The sequence below is a fragment of the Cupriavidus mimosae genome (assembly GCF_023952485.1).
GTDB lineage: Bacteria > Pseudomonadota > Gammaproteobacteria > Burkholderiales > Burkholderiaceae > Cupriavidus > Cupriavidus taiwanensis_C.
Genome location: NZ_JALHRY010000005.1, coordinates 1 through 18,064, shown reverse-complemented (window position 1 = coordinate 18,064; position 18,064 = coordinate 1). Strand labels below are relative to the sequence as shown.

The following is an 18,064-nucleotide window of genomic DNA, read 5'->3' as shown; positions in this document are numbered from 1 at the left end:
CGGGGGTGGCAAAGGTTTGCGTTAATGGTGGAGCGTTTCCGAGAAGGGCGCAGAGACCGCCGCGAGCGGGCCGTAGCGAGTCCGATAAGCGCAGCCGTACACCGGTACGGCGAGCATCGCAGGGCTCGATACGGCCCGCGCAGCCGGTCTATGCGTCCTTCTCAGGCCAGCCAGCGCTTGCGGCGGCGGTAACTTTTGACGTCGCGGAACGACTTGCGGCCAGGGCCGTCGGCGTCGTTGGCGGCCACGCCCAGGTAGAACTCCTTGACGTCCTCGTTGGTGCGCAGCGACTCGGCGTCGCCATCCATCACCACGCGGCCGTTCTCGAGGATGTAGCCGTAGTCGGCGTAGCGCAGCGCCACCATGGTGTTCTGCTCCGCCAGCAGGAAGCTGACGTTCTCGCGCGAATTCAGGCCGCGCACGATCTCGAAGATCTCCTCGACGATCTGCGGCGCCAGCCCCATCGAGGGCTCGTCGAGCAGGATCATCGCGGGCTTGGCCATCATGGCCCGGCCGATCGCGCACATCTGCTGCTCGCCGCCGGAGGTGTAGCCGGCCTGCGACTTGCGGCGCGTCTTCAGGCGCGGGAAGTATTCGTAGATCTTCTCCAGCTCGTCGCGGGTCTGGCCGCGCGACAGGCCGCGCGTGTAGGCGCCGGTGAGCAGGTTTTCCTCGATGGTCAGGTGCGCGAAGCAGTGGCGCCCCTCCATCACCTGGATCACGCCGCGGCGCACCAGGTCATTGGGCGTGAGCTGGTCGACACGGTCGCCGCGGTATTCGATCGAGCCCTTGGTGACATCGCCGCGCTCGGCCTGCAGCAGGTTGGAGATGGCCTTGAGCGTGGTGGTCTTGCCCGCGCCGTTGGCGCCGAGCAGCGCCACGATCTTGCCTTCCGGCACTTCGAGCGAAACGCCCTTGAGCACCAGGATCACGTGATCGTAGATGACTTCGATATTGTTGACGGACAGGAGGCTCATGGTGCGGCTCGTGGTGGTGTGGCGATGTTGCGTTGGACTTTCAGCTTGCTGCCGGTGTACTCCCTCTCCCGCTAGCGGGAGAGGGAAGCAAACCGTCGGGAGTCGAGGGCCATCAGCTCTTCGAGCACCCCGGCGTAATCCCCTTCTCCTTCGCATACTGCGCCGCGGTGGCCTTGAACAGCGGGTGGATCAGGCCCTTGTTGCCCTCGATCCAGTCCGACACCACCACCCACTTGCTGCCGTCCCACTGCTGGATCTTCACCTTGCCCGAGCCCTCGTGGTTCTCGCAGCTGGTCTTGATTTCAGGCAGCAGGCCGGTGGCACCCAGCTGCTGCAGCCGTGCGTTGGTCAGGTTCAGGTTCTCGAAGGCCCAGCGCATCTGCTCGCCGCTCATGGGCTTGCCCTTTCCGAACTTGGCCTGCGCCACGCGCACCGCTTCCACCGTCACCACCGCCGCCGACACGCCGCGGTTGTACAGCACCGAACCGACCTTGTTCTTGTCCTGCATGTTGCCCTTGCCGGCACCGTAGACCACCTTCTCGATATCGGCGATCAGCGGCACGCTCTTGCCCGCCACGTTCCAGGTCGCGCTCATGTAGCCCTTGGAGGCATCGCCGGCCGGCACCGTGTCTTCCTCGGAGCCCGCCCACCAGGAGCCGATCATCTTCTCGCGCGAGAAGCCCACCTTCTGCGCCGCCTTCAGCGCGGTCTGGTTCATCACGCCCCAGCCCCAGAAGATCACGTAGTCGGGATTTTCCTGGCGGATCTTCAGCCATTGCGCGCCCTGCTCGTTGCCCGGGTGCGCCACCGGGATCTCCACCAGGTTGAACTTGCCCAGCCGCGCCTCGGCCTGCAGCGCCACGATCGGCTCCTTGCCATAGGCCGAGTCGTGGTACAGGTAGACGATCTTCTTGCCGGCCAGCGAGCCGCCGCTCTTGCTGGCCAGGTACTTGACGATGGCCGAGACCTGCATCTGGTACGTGGTCACCAGCGGGAATGCGTACGGGAACACCGAGCCGTCGACTGCGTCGGTGCGGCCATAGCCCATCATCACCAGGGGCACCTTGTCGGCCGCGGTCTTGTCGACCAGCGCATAGGAAATACCGGTCGACATGGCGTGGTAGGCCGTGCCCTTGGTGGTGGCGTTCTTGGACTTCAGCCGCTCATAGCACTCGACGCCCTTGGCGTTGTTGTACTCGGTCTCGCACTCTTCCCAGCTCAGCTTGACGCCGTTGACGCCGCCATCCTTCAAATTGACGTAGTTGAGGTAGTCGATGAAGCCGCCATACCAGGACTGCCCGTTGGCGCCGTATGGTCCCACGCGATAGCTCGGCAGCGCGATGAACTGCTCGTTGCTTTGCGCCAGTGCCGGCGCCGCCGGCGCCAGCAGTGCAGCCGCGGCGCTGACCACCAGGGCGGCGCGTTGCACGTTGCGGATCAGGTTGGTCATGACAGTCTCCTTCGCCCTCGGTGGAGCGTTTCGTTATGCGTAGGCTTCAGTACTTCACTCGGGACCTGCGTTCAGACAATAGACCCCGCTCCGTCAGTGCGGGAACGGCCACAGCCTCAGCTTCTCCTTGGCGATCTGCCACAGCCGGGCCAGCCCGTGCGGCTCCACGATCAGGAAGAAGATGATCAGCCCGCCGAACACCATCAGCTGGATGTGCGACACGGTGGCATTGGTAAAGGGCAGGTGCAGCAGCGACGCCAGCGGCGGCAGCACGTTGTCCAGGAAGATCGGCAGCAGCAAGATGAAGGCGGCGCCCAGGAACGAGCCCATGATGCTGCCCACGCCGCCGATGATGATCATGAACAGCACCCGGAACGACAGGTCCAGCGAGAAGCCGTCCGGCTCCACCGAGCCCAGGTAGCAGAACGCATACAGCGCGCCGGCCACGCCGCAGTAGAACGAGCTGACCGCGAACGCCAGCAGCTTGGTGCGCATCAGCGGGATGCCGATCACCTCGGCCGCCACGTCCATGTCGCGCACCGACATCCAGGCGCGGCCGGTGGCCGAGCGCACCATGTTCTTGGCCGCCAGCGCCAGCACCGTGACGATGGCCAGCACGAACAGGTACTTCTTCACCGGCGTGTCGATGGCGTAGCCGAACAGGTCCAGCCGCTGCGCCGTGATCACGCCCGACGAGCTGTTGTTGGAGAACCAGGGAAACTTGGTCAGCGCCCACACCACGAAGAACTGCGCCGCCAGCGTCGCCACCGCCAGGTAGAAGCCCTTGATGCGCAGCGACGGCAGCCCGAACGCCACCCCCACCAGCGCCGCCGACAGCCCGGCCAGCAGGAACGACAGCAGCACCGGGATGCCTTCGATGCGCAACTGGAAGTTATAGGCCGCGTAGGCACCCACCGCCATGAAGGCCGCGGTGCCGAGCGACAGCTGGCCGGCATAGCCGGTCAGGATATTCAGCCCCAGCGCCGCCAGCGAAAAAATCAGGAACGGGATCAGGATGGCCGAGAACCAGTATTCCGAGCCGATGAACGGGATCGCCACGAAGGCGACCGCCATCAGCACCGCAAAGCCGATGCGGTCCTGGCGGATCGGGAAGATCTGGCTGTCGGTAACGTAGCTGGTCTTGAACTGGCCGGCTTCACGATAAAACATCTTTGTCTCCTTGCCTGCGTCGCTCCCGCGAAAGCGGTAGCCCAGCGGCTTTCAGTGCGCGTCAAAGACGCTGGATTCCCGCCTGCGCGGGAATGACGTGCTTAGACGCGATCGATGTGTTTTTCACCAAACAGCCCTTCAGGCCGCACCAGCAGGAACAACAGCGCGAACACATACGGGAACCATCCCTCGATGCCGCCGAAGTTGCCGCCGAACATCGACTGGAACACCGGCGGGATATAGATCTCGGCCAGCTTCTCCGACGCGCCGATGATCAGCCCGCCGACAATGGCGCCGGGCACAGAGGTAAAGCCGCCGAGGATCAGCACCGGCAGCGCCTTCAGCGCGGTCAGCGTCAGCGCGAACTGCACGCCATTGCGCGAGCCCCACAGCATGCCCGCCACCAGCGCGACGAAGCCGGCCACGCCCCACACGATGGCCCAGATGTTCTGCAGCGGGATGCCCAGCGACAGCGCGGCCTGGTGGTCATCCGCCACCGCGCGCAGCGCGCGGCCGACCTTGGTGTACTGGAAGAACAGCGCCAGCGATCCCACCAGCACGCCGGCGATGGCGGCGGCGGCAAGGTCGAACTTGGAGATGACGATGTTGAAGTTGGTCAGGATCGCTTCGATTGGCTCGTCGACGATGCCCAGGTTGATCGGGCGCACTTCATTGCCGAACAAGAGCGGCCCCAGCCCTTCCAGGAAGAACGACAGCCCGATCGTGGCCATGAACAGCGTGATCGGCGGCTGGTTGACCAGCTTGCGCAGCACGAAGCGCTCGGTGCTCATGCCGACCAGGATCATTACCACGAAGGCGCCGATCACCGCCGCCCACATCGGCATGCCCTTGTCCATCAGCCCCACCACCGCCAGCGCGGCAAAGTAGACCATCGCGCCCTGGGCAAAGTTGAATACGCCCGAAGCCTTGTAGATCAGCACGAAGCCCAGCGCCACCAGCGAGTACATCAGTCCCGACAACAGGCCGCCAAGCAGGATTTCAATGAAGAACGTCATGGTTCAGACCCTCAGTGCGAAGTGCCCAGGTATGCCTTGATCACGTCAGGGTTGCCCTTGACCTCTTCCGGCGTGCCGTCGCCGATCTTCTTGCCATAGTCCAGCACCACCACGCGGTCGGAGATATCCATCACCACGCCCATGTCATGCTCGATCAGCACGATGGTGGTACCGAACTGCCGGTTCACATCGAGGATGAAGCGGCACATGTCCTGCTTCTCTTCCACGTTCATGCCGGCCATGGGTTCGTCGAGCAGCAGCATCGACGGCTCGGCCGCGAGCGCGCGCGCCAGCTCCACGCGCTTCTGCAGGCCGTACGGCAGGCGCCCCACGGGGGTCTTGCGGATCGACTGGATTTCCAGGAAGTCGATCACCTCCTCCACCTTCTGCCGGTGCCGCATTTCCTCGTTGCGCGCCGGGCCCCACCACAGCGCATGCGCGAACCACGAGGTGCGGAACTGCGTGTTGCGCCCGGTCATGATGTTGTCCAGCACCGTCATGCCCTTGAACAGCGCGATGTTCTGGAACGTGCGCGCAATGCCCTGGCGCGCCGCGGCGGTCGGGTGCATCTGCTTGCGCTCCTCGCCGCGGAACACGATGCGTCCCTGCTGCGGGTGATAGACGCCGTTGATCACGTTCAGCATCGAACTCTTGCCGGCGCCGTTCGGGCCGATGATGGCGCGCACCTCGTGCTCGCATACGTCGAACGAGATATCGGTCAGCGCCTTGACCCCGCCGAACGACAGCGAGATGTGCTGCAGGTCGAGGATCACCTCGCCGCCGGTGCGCGCCTGCGCGCCGGTGCGCTGCGCGTGGCGCGTACCGGGATGCACCCCGCTGTCGTCCGCCAGCCCCGCCGGGGGCAACGGACCTGCCGGCGCCATCGCACCGCCACCGCCGGCACCGCTTGCATCGGTGCGTGCCGCCGCGCTCCATTCGCGCTTGCCGGCGCCTTGCCAGGCCACTTGTGTCATGTTGCTGCCTCCACCTGTGCTGTTATGGCGCTTATGCCGCGCGCGCCGCTACCGGCAGCCGCCTGGCATCCACCAGCTTCAGCGTGGCCGACACGCTGCCTTCGCGCCCGTCTTCGAACTTGACGCGCGTCTCGATGAACTGCTCCGACTTGCCCGCATAGAGCGCGTCGACCAGCACGCCGTACTTTTCCGCGATAAAGCCGCGCCGTACCTTGCGCGTGCGGGTCAGCTCGTCGTCGTCCGGGTCCAGCTCCTTGTGCAGCACCAGGAAACGCGCCACCTGCGAGCCGGCCAGCATCGGGTCGTTGGCAAGGTCCGCATTCACCTGGTTCACGCATTCGCCGATCATCTCCAGCACGTCCGGCTGCGCGGCCAGGTCGACGTAGCCGGCATACGGCAGGTGGCGGCGCTCGGCCCAGTTGCCCACCGCCTCGAAGTCGATATTGATAAAGGCGCAGACCTGGTCGCGGCCGTTGCCGAAGGCCACCGCCTCCTTGATGTACGGGAAGAACTTGAGCTTGTTCTCGATGTACTTGGGCGCGAACATCGAACCATCGGCCAGCTTGCCCACGTCCTTGGCGCGGTCGATGATCTTCAGGTGGCCGTCGGCGTCGATCACGCCGGCGTCGCCGGTCATGAAGTAGCCCTCGTCGTTGATGGCCTCGCGCGTGGCGTCGTCGCGCTTGTAGTAGGACTTGAGCAGGCCCACGCCGCGCACCAGCACCTCGCCGTTGTCGGCGATGCGGATTTCCATGCCCGGCGCGGCCGGACCCACGGAATCGAACTTGACCTTGCCGTCGGGCTGCAGGCACACATAGGCGCAGGTCTCGGTCTGGCCGTAGAACTGCTTCAGGTTCACGCCGATCGAGCGATAGAAGCGGAACAGGTCCGGGCCGATCGCCTCGCCCGCGGTATAGCCCACGCGGATGCGGCTCATGCCCAGCACATTGCGCAGCGGGCCGTAGACCAACGCTTCGCCCAGAGCGTAGCGGGCGCGGTCCGCCAGGGATACCGGCTGGCCGTCAAGGATATGGGTGCCGCAGCGCTTCGCCACGTCCATGGCCCAGTGAAACAGCTTGCGCTTGAGCCACCCGGCGTCATCCATGCGGATCATCACCTGCGTCAGCAGCCCTTCGTAGATGCGCGGCGGCGCAAAGTAGTAGGTGGGGCCGATCTCGCGCAGGTCGGTCATCACCGTCTCGCGCGATTCCGGGCAGTTCACCGTAAAGCCCGCCACCATCGCCTGCGCATACGAGAACAGGTTGTCGCCGACCCACGCCATCGGCAGGTAGGACAGCACGTCGTCGTCGGCGTTGAGCTTGTCGAAGGCGCAGCCGTTGCGTGCCGAGCCGATCAGGCCATGGTGCGAATGGCACACGCCCTTCGGCTTGCCGGTGGTGCCGGACGTATAGAGGATGATCGCGGTGTCGTCGGACTGCCCGGCGGCGATGGCCTCGTCATAGAAGCCCGGATGGGCCTGGTCGAACTCGCGCCCCAGCTCCTGCAGGCGCTCGTACGACATCAGAGACGGGTGATCGTAGTCGAGCAGCCCGCGCGGGTCTTCGAAGATGACGTGGCGCACGGCGCGGCCGGATTCGGCCAGCTGCGCTTCGACTTCGAGCAGCTTGTCGACCTGCTCCTGGTCCTCGACGATGGCGAACTCGATCTCCGCATCGTTGAGTACGTAGACCATCTCGTTGGCGATGGCGTCCTGGTACAGCGGCACCGGCACGCCGCCCAGCGCCTGCGCCGCGGTCATGGCCCAGTACAGGCGCGGGCGGTTGTCGCCCACCACTGCCAGGTTCATGCCACGCTTGAAACCGAGCGCGGCCAGACCACATGCCAGCGCCCTCACCTGCTGTGCCGCCTGGGCCCAGCTGTATGTCTGCCAGATGCCGAGATCCTTCTCGCGATACGCCGGATGCTCCGGCCGCTGCTGGGCGTGCGCCAGCAGCCATCGCGGGAAGGTCGTCGCCGACGATTCCTGCATCGCTGTCTCCTGTCCCTCCGGCGTGGGGGTCCACGCCCGGTGTCAAGCGCCGGTCCGGTCGTTATACTTGGCTTGCTTTGCCCGGCGGCATCTGCCGCATCGCATCAAGCCCGTCGTGCCTTGTCTTGAGGGGCCGGGAGAAGCGTCTTCTGCCTTCCCGGCGTGCCCCTGGTGGCACCCGCGGTTCCGTTGTGATCGTACGATAGCCCATGCCAACACCCCCGGTTGTCACGCCGGTGACAATTCCGGGTTAATCCCTACCGGAGCCATTTCAGGCCATGCTGAACGATTTTGTCGACCGCTGCGTGTGGGCAGCAGACCTGAGTCCGGAGCAGCGCGAGCGCGTGCGCCGCGCCATGTTCGTGCACGAATACAGCCAGGGCGACTACGTCTGCCACAAGGGCGACAAGGCCGAGCACTGGCTGGGCGTGCTCGAAGGGATCGTCAAGATCACCACGGTGTCGCCGTCGGGCAAGTCGGTCACCTTCACCGGCGTGCCCACCGGCGGCTGGTTCGGCGAAGGCGCGGTGCTGAAGTCGGAGATCCGCAAGTACGACGTGATGGCGCTGCGCCGCTCGACCATCGCCTTCCTGCCGCGCGACACTTTTCAGTGGCTGCTGGATACCAGCCTGCCGTTCACGCGCTTCCTGCTGACGCAGTTCAACGAGCGGCTGGGGCAATTCATTGCGGCGGTGGAATATGAACGGCTGCTCGACATCGATTCGCGCGTGGCGCGCGCGGTGTCGTCACTGTTCAACGAGCACCTGTATCCGGGCATCGGCAAGACGCTGGAGATCTCGCAGGAAGAAATCGGCCTGCTCGCCGGCATCTCGCGCCAGCGCGCCAACCAGGCGCTGAAGGTGCTGGAACAGCAGGGCCTGGTGCGGGTGGACTACGGCGTGATCGAGGTGCTGGACCTCGACGGACTGCGGCAGTACGGGGAGTAAGGTGGGAAATAAGGTGGCCAGCGCCATCGACGCCGAGACCCTGCGGGCGTATCGCGAAACGCACTACCGGGTGCTGGGCGACATGCCGATGAGCTTGCGCATCGACCAGCCCAGCGCCGCGCTGGCCGCGCTGCACCGCGCACTCGGGGTGGGCTGCAGCGCCTTCATTACCGCTGCCAATCCCTTCAGCCAGCGCTGCGACGATGCGGCCAACGCGCGCCGGCAACAGGCGTTGGCAAAGGATCTTAGCGCGCTGGGGCGGCGCGCGATCGAAGCCGCTGGCGAGCATCCCGACAACGGCTGGCCCGCCGAACCAAGCTTCCTGGTGCCCGGGCTGGCGCTGGCCGAAGCGCGGGCCCTCGGCCAGGCCTACCAGCAGAACGCCGTGGTCTGGAGCGGCGCCGACGCGGTCCCGCGACTGGTGCTGCTGCGCTAGCCGGGCCGACCCGGCCTGTCAGCGCCGCGGTCAGGTCGATCAGTGCCCGTGGCCGCGATGGCCGTGATGACCGTGATGACCGTGATGACCACGGTGTCCATGGCCATGGTGGCGGTAGTGGTGATGCCGGCCGCGCCACTCATGCCGCCCATACCAGCGCCGGCCGTCCCAGTAACGGTCGCCATGCCAGCCGTGATAGCGCGGCGCGTACACCACGGGAGGCGGCGGCGCCACATAAACCGGCGCCGGCGCGGCATAGACCGGAGTGCCGATATGCACCCCCACGTCCACATGCGCCATCGCCGAACGCGCCGCGAGCATGGACATGATGCCAGCGAGCAGCGCTGCGAAAAGAAACGGATGAGCCATGATGCGGTATTGTCGTAAACGGAATGGTGCACTCTACCGCGCATTCCTGTTACCAGATGCGGCGGATTGTTTCGGGATATAACGCGGTGTAAGCGGGATTACAGATGCTTGGGAATAAGGCGATGGTCACGGTTTTTTGACCACGGTACCGTCAAGCTGCTGCTCGATTCGTTCCAGCGCCGCGACATCCTCGGCGTCGGCGGCGAGGCGCTCGGCGTCGCGCCGTTTTGTCTCGAATTCGGTATAGCGCTCGAGCGCCAGGCGCTCTGCCACTTCCGCTGAGATCTTGCCGGCATGCGTCAGGACTTCGCGTTCGTTGAACGCCAGGAACGCATCCAGCTTGTCCGCCCAATCCTGCATCGTCATCGTCTTGCGACGCAGGGCCATGCTTTCGGCGTAGTCGAGATACATCACCACAATGCGGTTGAGCGCGTCGACCTCCGGCTGCTGCAGATAATTCTTGGCAACGCCCACGTCGCCCCGCCGCACCCGGCCGCCCTTCCAGCTCGTCAGCCCCATATTCGGCTGGCTCGAATCAGATCGGGCTGCAATCAGCTCCGCGGCGGTGTGGCCGGTAATGGCCCACAGCATCTTGTTCTGGGTCTTGGCGAAAAAGCGCTGGGCCTGTTCGGTAGTGCCGTCGTAATCGACGGCCGTCGCATAGATATCGCGAATCTTCTGGTAGAACCGCTTTTCGGACGCCCGGATGTCCCGGATGCGTTGGATCAGTTCATCGAAATAATCCCAGCCGCCGGGGTCCTTGAGCCGTTCGTCATCCATGACGAAGCCCTTGACCAGAAATTCGCGCAGGTGGGTGGTGGCCCATTGGCGAAACTGGGTGCCACGATGGGAGCGAACCCGATAGCCTACTGCCAGGATCATGTCGAGGTTGTAGAGCTTGACCGCGCGCCGTACCTGCCGGGTGCCTTCCTGACGAACTATTAAGGATTCCTTAATAGTTGCTGACTCACTTAGCTCGCCCTCTTCAAGCACGTTCTTGACGTGCATATTGATATTGGGAACAGACGTTTGAAACAGATCCGCCATCTCCAGTTGCGACAGCCAGACCGTCCCACCTTCGGCCCGCAGCCGGATCCGCGTCCCCCCGTCCTCGGTGGTGTACAAGATGAGTTCGCCAGTACGCATAGGCGGGATTCCTCTACCAGTTCCTTGATCGCGTCATCGCGAACGACCCCATAGACTACCCGAAGGCATCGCCCGGTTTGTTGCAGAGTGTGCCGATACCGTGTCGATGGGCACTACAAACGAAAAGGCCGGCGCTGACCCAAGTCCAGCCGCCGGCCTCGCTCAGACCAGACCAGCCCATTGCACGGGCCGGTCCCGGTCCGATTTACTTGCTATACACGTACACCCCGCGCCCCGTCTTGCGCCCCAGATACCCCGCGGCCACCATCTCGCGCATCAGCATGGCCGGACGGTACTTCGGATCGGCGAACTCGGTGTACAGCACCTCCATCACCGCCAGCATGGTGTCCAGGCCGATCATGTCGGCCAGCGCCAGCGGACCGATCGGATGGTTGCAGCCCAGTTTCATGCCCTCGTCGATCTCTTCCGGCGAGGCCAGGCCTTCGCCCAGCACGCAGAAGGCCTCGTTGATCATCGGGCACAGGATGCGGTTGACGACGAAGCCCGGGCTGTTCCTGACCGTGATCGGGTACTTGCCCAGTTGCTTCGACAGGGCCTCGACGGCTGCATGGGTGGCGTCGCTGGTCTGCAGGCCGCGGATCAGTTCGACCAGCGCCATCACCGGCACCGGGTTGAAGAAGTGCATGCCGATGAAGCGGTCGGCGCGCGAAGTCACGGCGGCGAGCTTGGTGATCGAGATCGACGAGGTGTTCGACGCGATGATGACGTTGTCGCCGACGATGCCGTCGATCTGCTTGAGGATCTTGACCTTGAGGTCGTAGTTCTCGGTCGCGGCCTCGATCACGATGTCGGCGGCCTTGAGGTCGTCATAGGCGGTACTGCCCTTGATCAGCGCCAGCGCGGCGGCCTTCTGCGCCTCGGTCAGCTTTTCCTTCTTGATCAGCCGGTCCAGGCTGCCCGACACCGTGGCCACGCCCTTCTGCACGGCGGCGTCGCTGATGTCGACCATCACCACGTTCAGTCCTACGACCGCGCAGGCCTGCGCGATGCCATTGCCCATGGTGCCGGCACCGACGATGCCTACAGTCTTGATTGCCATCTTGTCTTCCTCTGCTTGCTTGGTTGAATGCTTGGATGCGTGGTTCAGGACGCCTGCTCGCGCAGCGCGGCGATGATGCGTTCGGCATGCCCCTGGAGCACTTCCGGCTCCTGCATGTCGCGCGCGTGGCCGCGCAGCGACTGGTCGTTGTAGCGCGGCACGATATGGAAATGGATGTGCGGCACGGTCTGGCCCGCCGCGGCGCCGTTGAACTGGCCGATCGAGATGCCGTCCGGGCTGAAGGCCGCGCGCACCGCGCGCGCCACGCGCTGGGTGGCGACGATGGCGGCCTGGGCACCGCGCTCCGACAGGTCGAACAGGTTGACCGCGGCTTCCTTGGGCACCACCAGCGTATGGCCGTCGGCCTGCGGCATGATGTCCATGAAGGCGATGGTGTCGTCGTCCTCGTACACCTTGATGCACGGCATTTCGCCGCGCAGGATCTTGGCAAAGATATTGTTCGGGCTGTACTGGGTGTCCATGGTCTTGTGTTGCGGTGGTCTCGGAATGGGTTGCCGCCAGGCGCCGGGTTGTCGGGCTTGCCTGCGATGACGGTGCGGCGCAGCATCCGAGTGTAACGCAGGGCGGCCCTCCATCGCGGCCGCCCTGCGCGATTACCGGTCAGCGCGTGGACCGGGGTCTACATATTGCGCCGGTATTGTCCGCCGACCTCGAACAGCGCATGCGTGATCTGCCCCAGCGAGCAGACCCGCACCGCATCCATCAGCACCGCGAACACGTTCTGGTTGTCGATCACGGCCTGGCGCAGCCGCTGCAGCATCGCCGGGGCCTCGCCGGCGTGCGCATGCTGGAACGCCTGCAGGCGCTCGAGCTGGCTTTGCTTCTCGGCTTCGCTGGAACGTGCCAGCTCCAGCTTCTGCGGCACCGGGTCGCCGTCCGGATTGCGGAAGGTGTTCACGCCGATCAGCGGCAGCGTGCCGTCGTGCTTGAGCTGCTCGTAGTAGAGCGATTCCTCCTGGATCTTGCCGCGCTGGTAGCCGGTCTCCATCGCGCCCAGCACGCCGCCGCGCTCGGCAATGCGCTCGAACTCCTGCAGCACCGCCTCTTCCACCAGGTCGGTCAGCTCCTCGATCAGGAAGCTGCCCTGGTTGGGATTCTCGCACTTGGCCACGCCCCATTCGCGGTTGATGATCAGCTGGATCGCCAGCGCGCGGCGCACCGATTCGCCGGTAGGCGTGGTGATGGCCTCGTCGTAGGCGTTGGTGTGCAGCGAATTGCAGTTGTCGTAGATCGCGATCAGCGCCTGCAGCGTGGTGCGGATATCGTTGAAGTCGATCTCCTGCGCATGCAGCGAGCGGCCCGAGGTCTGGATGTGGTACTTCAGCTTCTGGCTGCGCTCGTTGGCGCCGTACTTGTCGCGCATGGTCACGGCCCAGATGCGGCGCGCGACGCGGCCCAGCACGCTGTACTCGGGGTCCATGCCGTTGGAGAAGAAGAACGACAGGTTGGGCGCGAAATCGTCGATATGCATGCCGCGCGCCAGGTAGGCCTCCACATAGGTGAAGCCGTTGGACAGCGTGAAGGCCAGCTGCGAGATCGGGTTCGCCCCCGCCTCGGCGATGTGGTAGCCCGAGATCGACACCGAATAGAAGTTGCGCACCTGGTGGTGCACGAAGTACTCCTGGATATCGCCCATCACCTTGAGCGAGAACTCGGTGGAGAAGATGCAGGTGTTCTGGCCCTGGTCTTCCTTGAGGATATCGGCCTGCACCGTGCCGCGCACGTTCTGCAGCACCCAGGCGCGGATCTTGGCCTCTTCGTCGGCGGTGGGGTCGCGGCCGTTGTCGGCGCGGAACTTGTCGAGCTGCTGGTCGATGGCGGTGTTCATGAACATCGCCAGGATGGTCGGCGCGGGGCCGTTGATGGTCATCGACACCGAGGTGCTCGGGCTGGTCAGGTCGAAGCCGTCGTACAGCACCTTCATGTCGTCGAGCGTGGCGATCGACACGCCCGAGTTGCCGACCTTGCCGTAGATATCGGGGCGCACGTGCGGGTCTTCGCCATACAGCGTGACCGAGTCGAACGCGGTCGACAGGCGCTTGGCCTCCATGCCCTGGGACACCAGCTTGAAGCGCCGGTTGGTGCGGAAGGCATCGCCTTCCCCGGCAAACATGCGCGTGGGATCTTCGTTCTCGCGCTTGAAGGCGAACACGCCAGCGGTGTACGGGAAGCTGCCGGGCACGTTTTCGCGCATCAGCCACTTCAGCACCTCGCCGTCGTCATCGAAGCGCGGCAGCACCACCTTGCGCACCTTGGTGCCCGACAGCGTGGTGGTGACCAGGCCGGTGCGGATCTCCTTGTCGCGGATCTTCACCACGTATTCGTCGCCGCTGTAGGCTTCGCGCATCTGCGGCCACATCGCCAGCAGCTTGCGTTCGACCTGGCCCAGCGCGCTGTCGCGCTCCGCGGCCAGCGCGTCCAGCGCGGCGCCATCGCCCTGCGCGGCCTGCAGCATGCGGCTGGATTCGCGCAGCTGCTGGCGTTCGCGCGCGATGCGGCTCTGCTCGGCGACGCGGCGATGGTAGGCGCGCACGGTGTCGGCCAGCTCGGCCAGGTAGCGGCTGCGCGCGGGCGGCACGATCACGTTCTGGCCGGTGGAGATGCGTCCCGCCAGGACCGGCAGCGTGCCCGCCTTCACCTTCAGTCCGTGTCCGGCCAGCGCCTCGCGCAGGCCCTGGTACAGCATGGTGACGCCATCGTCATTGAAGCGCGACGCCTGGGTGCCATACACCGGCATGTCTTCCGGCTTGCCGTGCCATTGCTCGCGGTTGCGCTGCACCTGCTTGGCCACGTCGCGCCAGGCATCCTGCGCGCCCTTGCGGTCGAACTTGTTGATGGCGACGAAGTCGGCGAAGTCCAGCATGTCGATCTTCTCGAGCTGGCTGGCGGCGCCGAACTCGGGCGTCATCACGTACAGCGACAGGTCCACGTGCGGCACGATCGCGGCATCGCCCTGGCCGATGCCGGAGGTCTCGACGATCACCAGGTCGAAGCCCGCCACCTTGCACGCGGCGATCGCGTCGGGCAGCGCCTGCGAGATCTCGGAACCCGCCTCGCGCGTCGCCATCGAGCGCATGAAGATGTTCGGGTGGTTGATCGCGTTCATGCGGATGCGGTCGCCCAGCAGCGCGCCGCCCGACTTGCGCCGCGACGGGTCGATCGAGATCACGGCGATCGACAATGCGTCCTGCTGGTCCAGCCGGAAGCGGCGGATCAGCTCGTCGGTCAGTGACGACTTGCCGGCGCCGCCGGTGCCGGTGATGCCGAGCACGGGAATCGATGCCTGCTGCGCCTGCGCATGCATCGCCGCCACCAGCGCCGCATCGGCCTTGCCGTTCTCGAGCGCGGTGATCAGCTGTGCCAGCGCGCGGCGGTCGCCGCCGGCAACGGGATCGAGCGTTGTCGGCGCGTAGCGGCTCAGGTCCAGGTCGCAGCGCTGCACCATATCGGCAATCATGCCGGCCAGGCCCATGCGCTGGCCGTCCTCGGGGCTGTAGATGCGCGCCACGCCGTAGGCCTGCAGCTCGCGGATCTCGTCGGGCACGATCACGCCGCCGCCGCCGCCGAACACCTGCACCTGCTCGCCGCCCTTGTCGCGCAGCAGGTCGACCATGTACTTGAAGTACTCGACATGGCCGCCCTGGTAGCTGGAGATGGCAATGCCCTGCGCGTCTTCCTGCAGCGCCGCGGTCACGATCTCTTCGACCGAGCGATTGTGGCCGAGGTGGACCACCTCGCAGCCATGCGACTGCAGGATGCGGCGCATGATGTTGATCGAGGCATCGTGGCCGTCGAACAGCGATGCGGCGGTGACGAAACGCACCTTGTTGGCCGGGCCGGTGCCGGGCTGCACCGGCTTGGGCTGGGGCGCGCCGCGGCGCACGTCATGGACATCGGAAAGGTCGGTCATTGTCTCCACCGTGTCGGGTGTTGGCTGCGACCGCGGCGTCCGCCGGCGCCGCTCTGTGCCGGCTTGGCTGGAAACGCGCGGGCCGCGCCCCGGGGTTGGGGCGGGTCGATTGTATGACGTTGACGTTAACGTAAATCAATGGGGCGGAACCCGGACGGCGGGGTGCCGGCGTCCTTATAGAGTAGGTGTCTGCGGGCCGCGGACAAACAAAAGGCCACCTTATCGGTGGCCTCTGCGCCGCATCCTGTTTTGACTGCCGGCCAACTCACCGGCACAGCGCCCCGATCCGCGGGCACTCGCCGAAGGCATCGGTGCTGTGCTCGTCGACCCGATGCCGCAGCGCCCGCAGCCACGCCGCCATCCGCTGCATCGACCACGGCGCCGGCGTCTGCGCCAGCGTGAAGCGTGCCCCCGCACCATCGCCGGACAGCCACACCCGATAGCCCTCCGGCAGCGCCAGTTCCTGGCCCGGTTCCAGCCAGATATCGTTGGGATCGCCTTCCACCGTCACCCACAGCTTGCCCGCCACCGCGCAGACGGTCTGCCCGTAACCGGCGCGCCAGCTCACCGGCAGTCCGGGTTGGTCCAGTTCGAAAGTCCGTAGTTCGCGCATGTTGCACTCCTTGTCAGCCCGGCGGTCATCGCGGGGGCCGGAGCATCGCGGATGCGGATGCCGGCGCCTTCGTCCGCCACGCTTCCATTATTCGCATCCCTCACTACAATCCCATGTACAGTTGTGAACAGTTTTCGATGGACTGTTCAGTAGTTTTTCCTGACAGTTGCTTGCGCACCGCACCTCCCCGGCAGCCCGCCCATGAAACTCATCTTAGATGCTTCCACCGGAATTCCGCTGACCGAGCAGATCGTCGAAGGCGTGAAGGCGTGGATCGGCAACCGCGAGGCGCGCCCCGGCGCGCGGCTGCCGTCGATCCGGCAGCTGGCGGCCGAGAACGGCATCAGCCGCTTCCCGGTGATCGAGGCCTATGACCGGCTGGTGTCGCAGGGGCTGCTCGACTCGCGGCAGGGCTCGGGTTTTTATGTGGCGGACAGTCCGCTGGCGGGGCGCTCGGCGCGCGGCTGGTCGGATCCCAGCCTGGCCGAGGACCTGTCCGACCATATCCTGGAGCAGTTCAACCACCCCAGCGGCACGCTCAAGCTGGCGGGCGGCTTCGTCCCCGAGAACTGGGCGCGACGTCGAGGGGCTGACGCAAGCGATCCGCGCGATCTCGCGCAACGAGATCGACAGCGTGATCCACTACGCCACCCCGATGGGCCATCCGGAGCTGCGCCGCCAGGTGCTGCTGCGCGTGCGCCAGCTTGGAATTGCGGCGGAGCTGCCGCAGGTGCTGATCACCACCGGCGCCAGCCAGGCGCTGGACCTGGTGGTGCGCCACCTGCTCAAGCCGGGCGACACGGTGTTCGTCGAAGACCCGGGCTACTACAACCTGTTCGGCCTGCTGCGGCTGCACGGGGTGCAGCTGGTGGGCGTGCCGCACACGCCCGACGGCCCCGACCCGGACGCGACCGAGGCGCTGCTGCGCCAGCACAAGCCCAAGCTGTTCTTCACCAACAGCGTGCTGCAGAACCCGACCGGCTCGACCCTGGCGCCGCCGGTGGCGTTCCGCCTGCTGGAGCTGGCGCGCCGGCATGGCTTCCGCTTTGTCGAGGACGATATCTTCTCGGACTTCCAGACCCACTTCACCGACCGGCTGGCCACGCTGGACCAGCTCGAGCACGTGATCTACATCGGCGGGTTTTCCAAGACGGTGTCGGCGTCGCTGCGGATCGGCTACCTGGTCGCCGACAAGGCGCTGGTCAAGGACCTGGTCGACGTGAAGGTGCTGACCAGCGTGGCCGGCTCGCACTTTGCCGAGGCGGTGACCGCGGCGCTGCTTGAGCGCGGCGGCTACCGCAAGTACGTGGAGCGGCTGCGGCTGCGCGTGCGCGAGGCCGTCGCCAATGCGGTGCGGCAGCTGCACGGCAACGGCTGGGAGGTGTTCTGCCAGCCCTCGGGCGGCAACTTCCTGTGGGCGCGCCCGCCGGGCATCGAGGATTCGCGCGAACTGGTGGCGCTGGGCGAGCAATTCGGCGTAACGCTCGCGCCAGGCAACTACTTCCGCCCGGGCGGCGAGACCTCGGCGTGGATCCGCATCAACGCCGCCTATGCCAACGAGCCGCGCGCCGTGGCGTTCATGCAGGCGGCAGCGCAGCGCGGCGCGCGCTGAGGTTCAGCCGCCGTGGTTATGCAGCACGGCATTGCGCCGCGCATAGGCGAAGTAGATCACCAGCCCCAGCGCCAGCCACACCAGGAAGGCGGCCCAGGTCAGCGCCTGCAGGTGCGCCATCAGGAACAGGCAGAAGCCGATCGACAGCAGCGGCACCACCGGCACGCCCGGGCAGCGGAACGCGCGCGGCAGTTCGGGCCGGGTCTTGCGCAGCACCAGCACTGCGACCGAGATCAGGGTGAAGGCGGCCAGCGTGCCGATATTGATCAGCTCCGCCAGCACGTTCAGCGGCACGAAGGCGGCAATCGCGGCAAACACCACGCCCACGGTCCAGGTGGCGAAATACGGCGTGGCATGCACCGGGTGCACCGAT

General features: G+C 65.7%; 15 protein-coding genes and 1 pseudogene. 3 read left to right on the top strand and 13 right to left on the bottom strand.

Annotated elements, in window-relative coordinates; genetic code table 11:
* Positions 1-161: 161 nt before the first annotated feature.
* The 6 genes from MKD50_RS10685 to MKD50_RS10660 form a co-directional block, all read right to left on the bottom strand.
* Positions 162-977 carry an ABC transporter ATP-binding protein gene (locus MKD50_RS10685; protein ID WP_018003769.1) on the bottom strand — a complete coding sequence of 272 codons (816 nt, stop codon included), beginning with the start codon at positions 975-977 and terminating at the stop codon, positions 162-164.
* Positions 978-1,089: 112 nt separating this feature from the next.
* Entirely contained in the window at positions 1,090-2,427 is a 1,338-nt protein-coding gene (locus tag MKD50_RS10680) for an ABC transporter substrate-binding protein (RefSeq protein WP_115679227.1), read from the bottom strand.
* A 93-nt stretch (positions 2,428-2,520) separates the two neighbouring features.
* Positions 2,521-3,597 (bottom strand): branched-chain amino acid ABC transporter permease, encoded by a 1,077-nt coding sequence (locus MKD50_RS10675; RefSeq protein WP_252667117.1) that lies wholly within the window; start codon positions 3,595-3,597, stop codon positions 2,521-2,523.
* Positions 3,598-3,698: 101 nt separating this feature from the next.
* Positions 3,699-4,613 carry a branched-chain amino acid ABC transporter permease gene (locus tag MKD50_RS10670; RefSeq protein WP_240073552.1) on the bottom strand — a complete coding sequence of 305 codons (915 nt, stop codon included), beginning with the start codon at positions 4,611-4,613 and terminating at the stop codon, positions 3,699-3,701.
* An 11-nt stretch (positions 4,614-4,624) separates the two neighbouring features.
* The gene (locus MKD50_RS10665) at positions 4,625-5,587 is read right to left on the bottom strand and encodes an ABC transporter ATP-binding protein (RefSeq protein WP_115705600.1); all 963 of its coding nucleotides are present in this window, start codon (positions 5,585-5,587) and stop codon (positions 4,625-4,627) included.
* A 31-nt stretch (positions 5,588-5,618) separates the two neighbouring features.
* Positions 5,619-7,577 carry an AMP-dependent synthetase/ligase gene (locus MKD50_RS10660; RefSeq protein WP_240073551.1) on the bottom strand — a complete coding sequence of 653 codons (1,959 nt, stop codon included), beginning with the start codon at positions 7,575-7,577 and terminating at the stop codon, positions 5,619-5,621.
* Between the two features lie 278 nt (positions 7,578-7,855).
* Here MKD50_RS10660 and MKD50_RS10655 point away from each other — a divergent pair, with 278 nt between their 5' ends.
* Complete coding sequence (locus MKD50_RS10655) at positions 7,856-8,524, top strand: Crp/Fnr family transcriptional regulator (RefSeq protein ID WP_012351564.1); 669 nt, start codon at positions 7,856-7,858, stop codon at positions 8,522-8,524.
* Between the two features lie 13 nt (positions 8,525-8,537).
* The gene (locus MKD50_RS10650) at positions 8,538-8,960 is read left to right on the top strand and encodes a DUF3293 domain-containing protein (RefSeq protein WP_115705596.1); all 423 of its coding nucleotides are present in this window, start codon (positions 8,538-8,540) and stop codon (positions 8,958-8,960) included.
* A 39-nt stretch (positions 8,961-8,999) separates the two neighbouring features.
* Here MKD50_RS10650 and MKD50_RS10645 read toward each other — a convergent pair whose 3' ends face one another.
* The 6 genes from MKD50_RS10645 to MKD50_RS10620 all read right to left on the bottom strand — a co-directional run bounded on the left by MKD50_RS10645 (position 9,000) and on the right by MKD50_RS10620 (position 16,079).
* Entirely contained in the window at positions 9,000-9,287 is a 288-nt protein-coding gene (locus tag MKD50_RS10645) for a hypothetical protein (RefSeq protein WP_371925328.1), read from the bottom strand.
* A 168-nt stretch (positions 9,288-9,455) separates the two neighbouring features.
* Positions 9,456-10,475: a virulence RhuM family protein gene (locus tag MKD50_RS10640; protein WP_252667115.1), complete on the bottom strand. Its 1,020-nt coding sequence runs from the start codon at positions 10,473-10,475 to the stop codon at positions 9,456-9,458.
* Positions 10,476-10,680: 205 nt separating this feature from the next.
* A complete protein-coding gene (locus MKD50_RS10635; RefSeq protein WP_115705592.1) occupies positions 10,681-11,535 on the bottom strand; it encodes a 3-hydroxybutyryl-CoA dehydrogenase in 855 nt (284 codons plus the stop codon).
* A 44-nt stretch (positions 11,536-11,579) separates the two neighbouring features.
* Positions 11,580-12,017, bottom strand: coding sequence for an HIT family protein (locus tag MKD50_RS10630; RefSeq protein ID WP_115679221.1), 438 nt, complete (start codon positions 12,015-12,017; stop codon positions 11,580-11,582).
* 158 nt (positions 12,018-12,175) lie between these two features.
* On the bottom strand, positions 12,176-15,466 hold the full coding sequence (gene icmF / locus MKD50_RS10625; RefSeq protein WP_252667114.1) for a fused isobutyryl-CoA mutase/GTPase IcmF: 3,291 nt from the start codon (positions 15,464-15,466) through the stop codon (positions 12,176-12,178).
* 265 nt (positions 15,467-15,731) lie between these two features.
* Positions 15,732-16,079, bottom strand: a complete 348-nt coding sequence (locus MKD50_RS10620; RefSeq protein ID WP_115705590.1) for a DUF2917 domain-containing protein — start codon at positions 16,077-16,079, stop codon at positions 15,732-15,734.
* Between the two features lie 201 nt (positions 16,080-16,280).
* Between MKD50_RS10620 and MKD50_RS10615 the strand changes: the two are divergent.
* Positions 16,281-17,691 (top strand): annotated as a pseudogene (locus MKD50_RS10615) (aminotransferase-like domain-containing protein).
* 3 nt (positions 17,692-17,694) lie between these two features.
* Here MKD50_RS10615 and MKD50_RS10610 read toward each other — a convergent pair.
* The coding region (locus MKD50_RS10610) for an amino acid permease (protein WP_252667113.1) at positions 17,695-18,064 on the bottom strand (370 nt) is incomplete at its 5' end.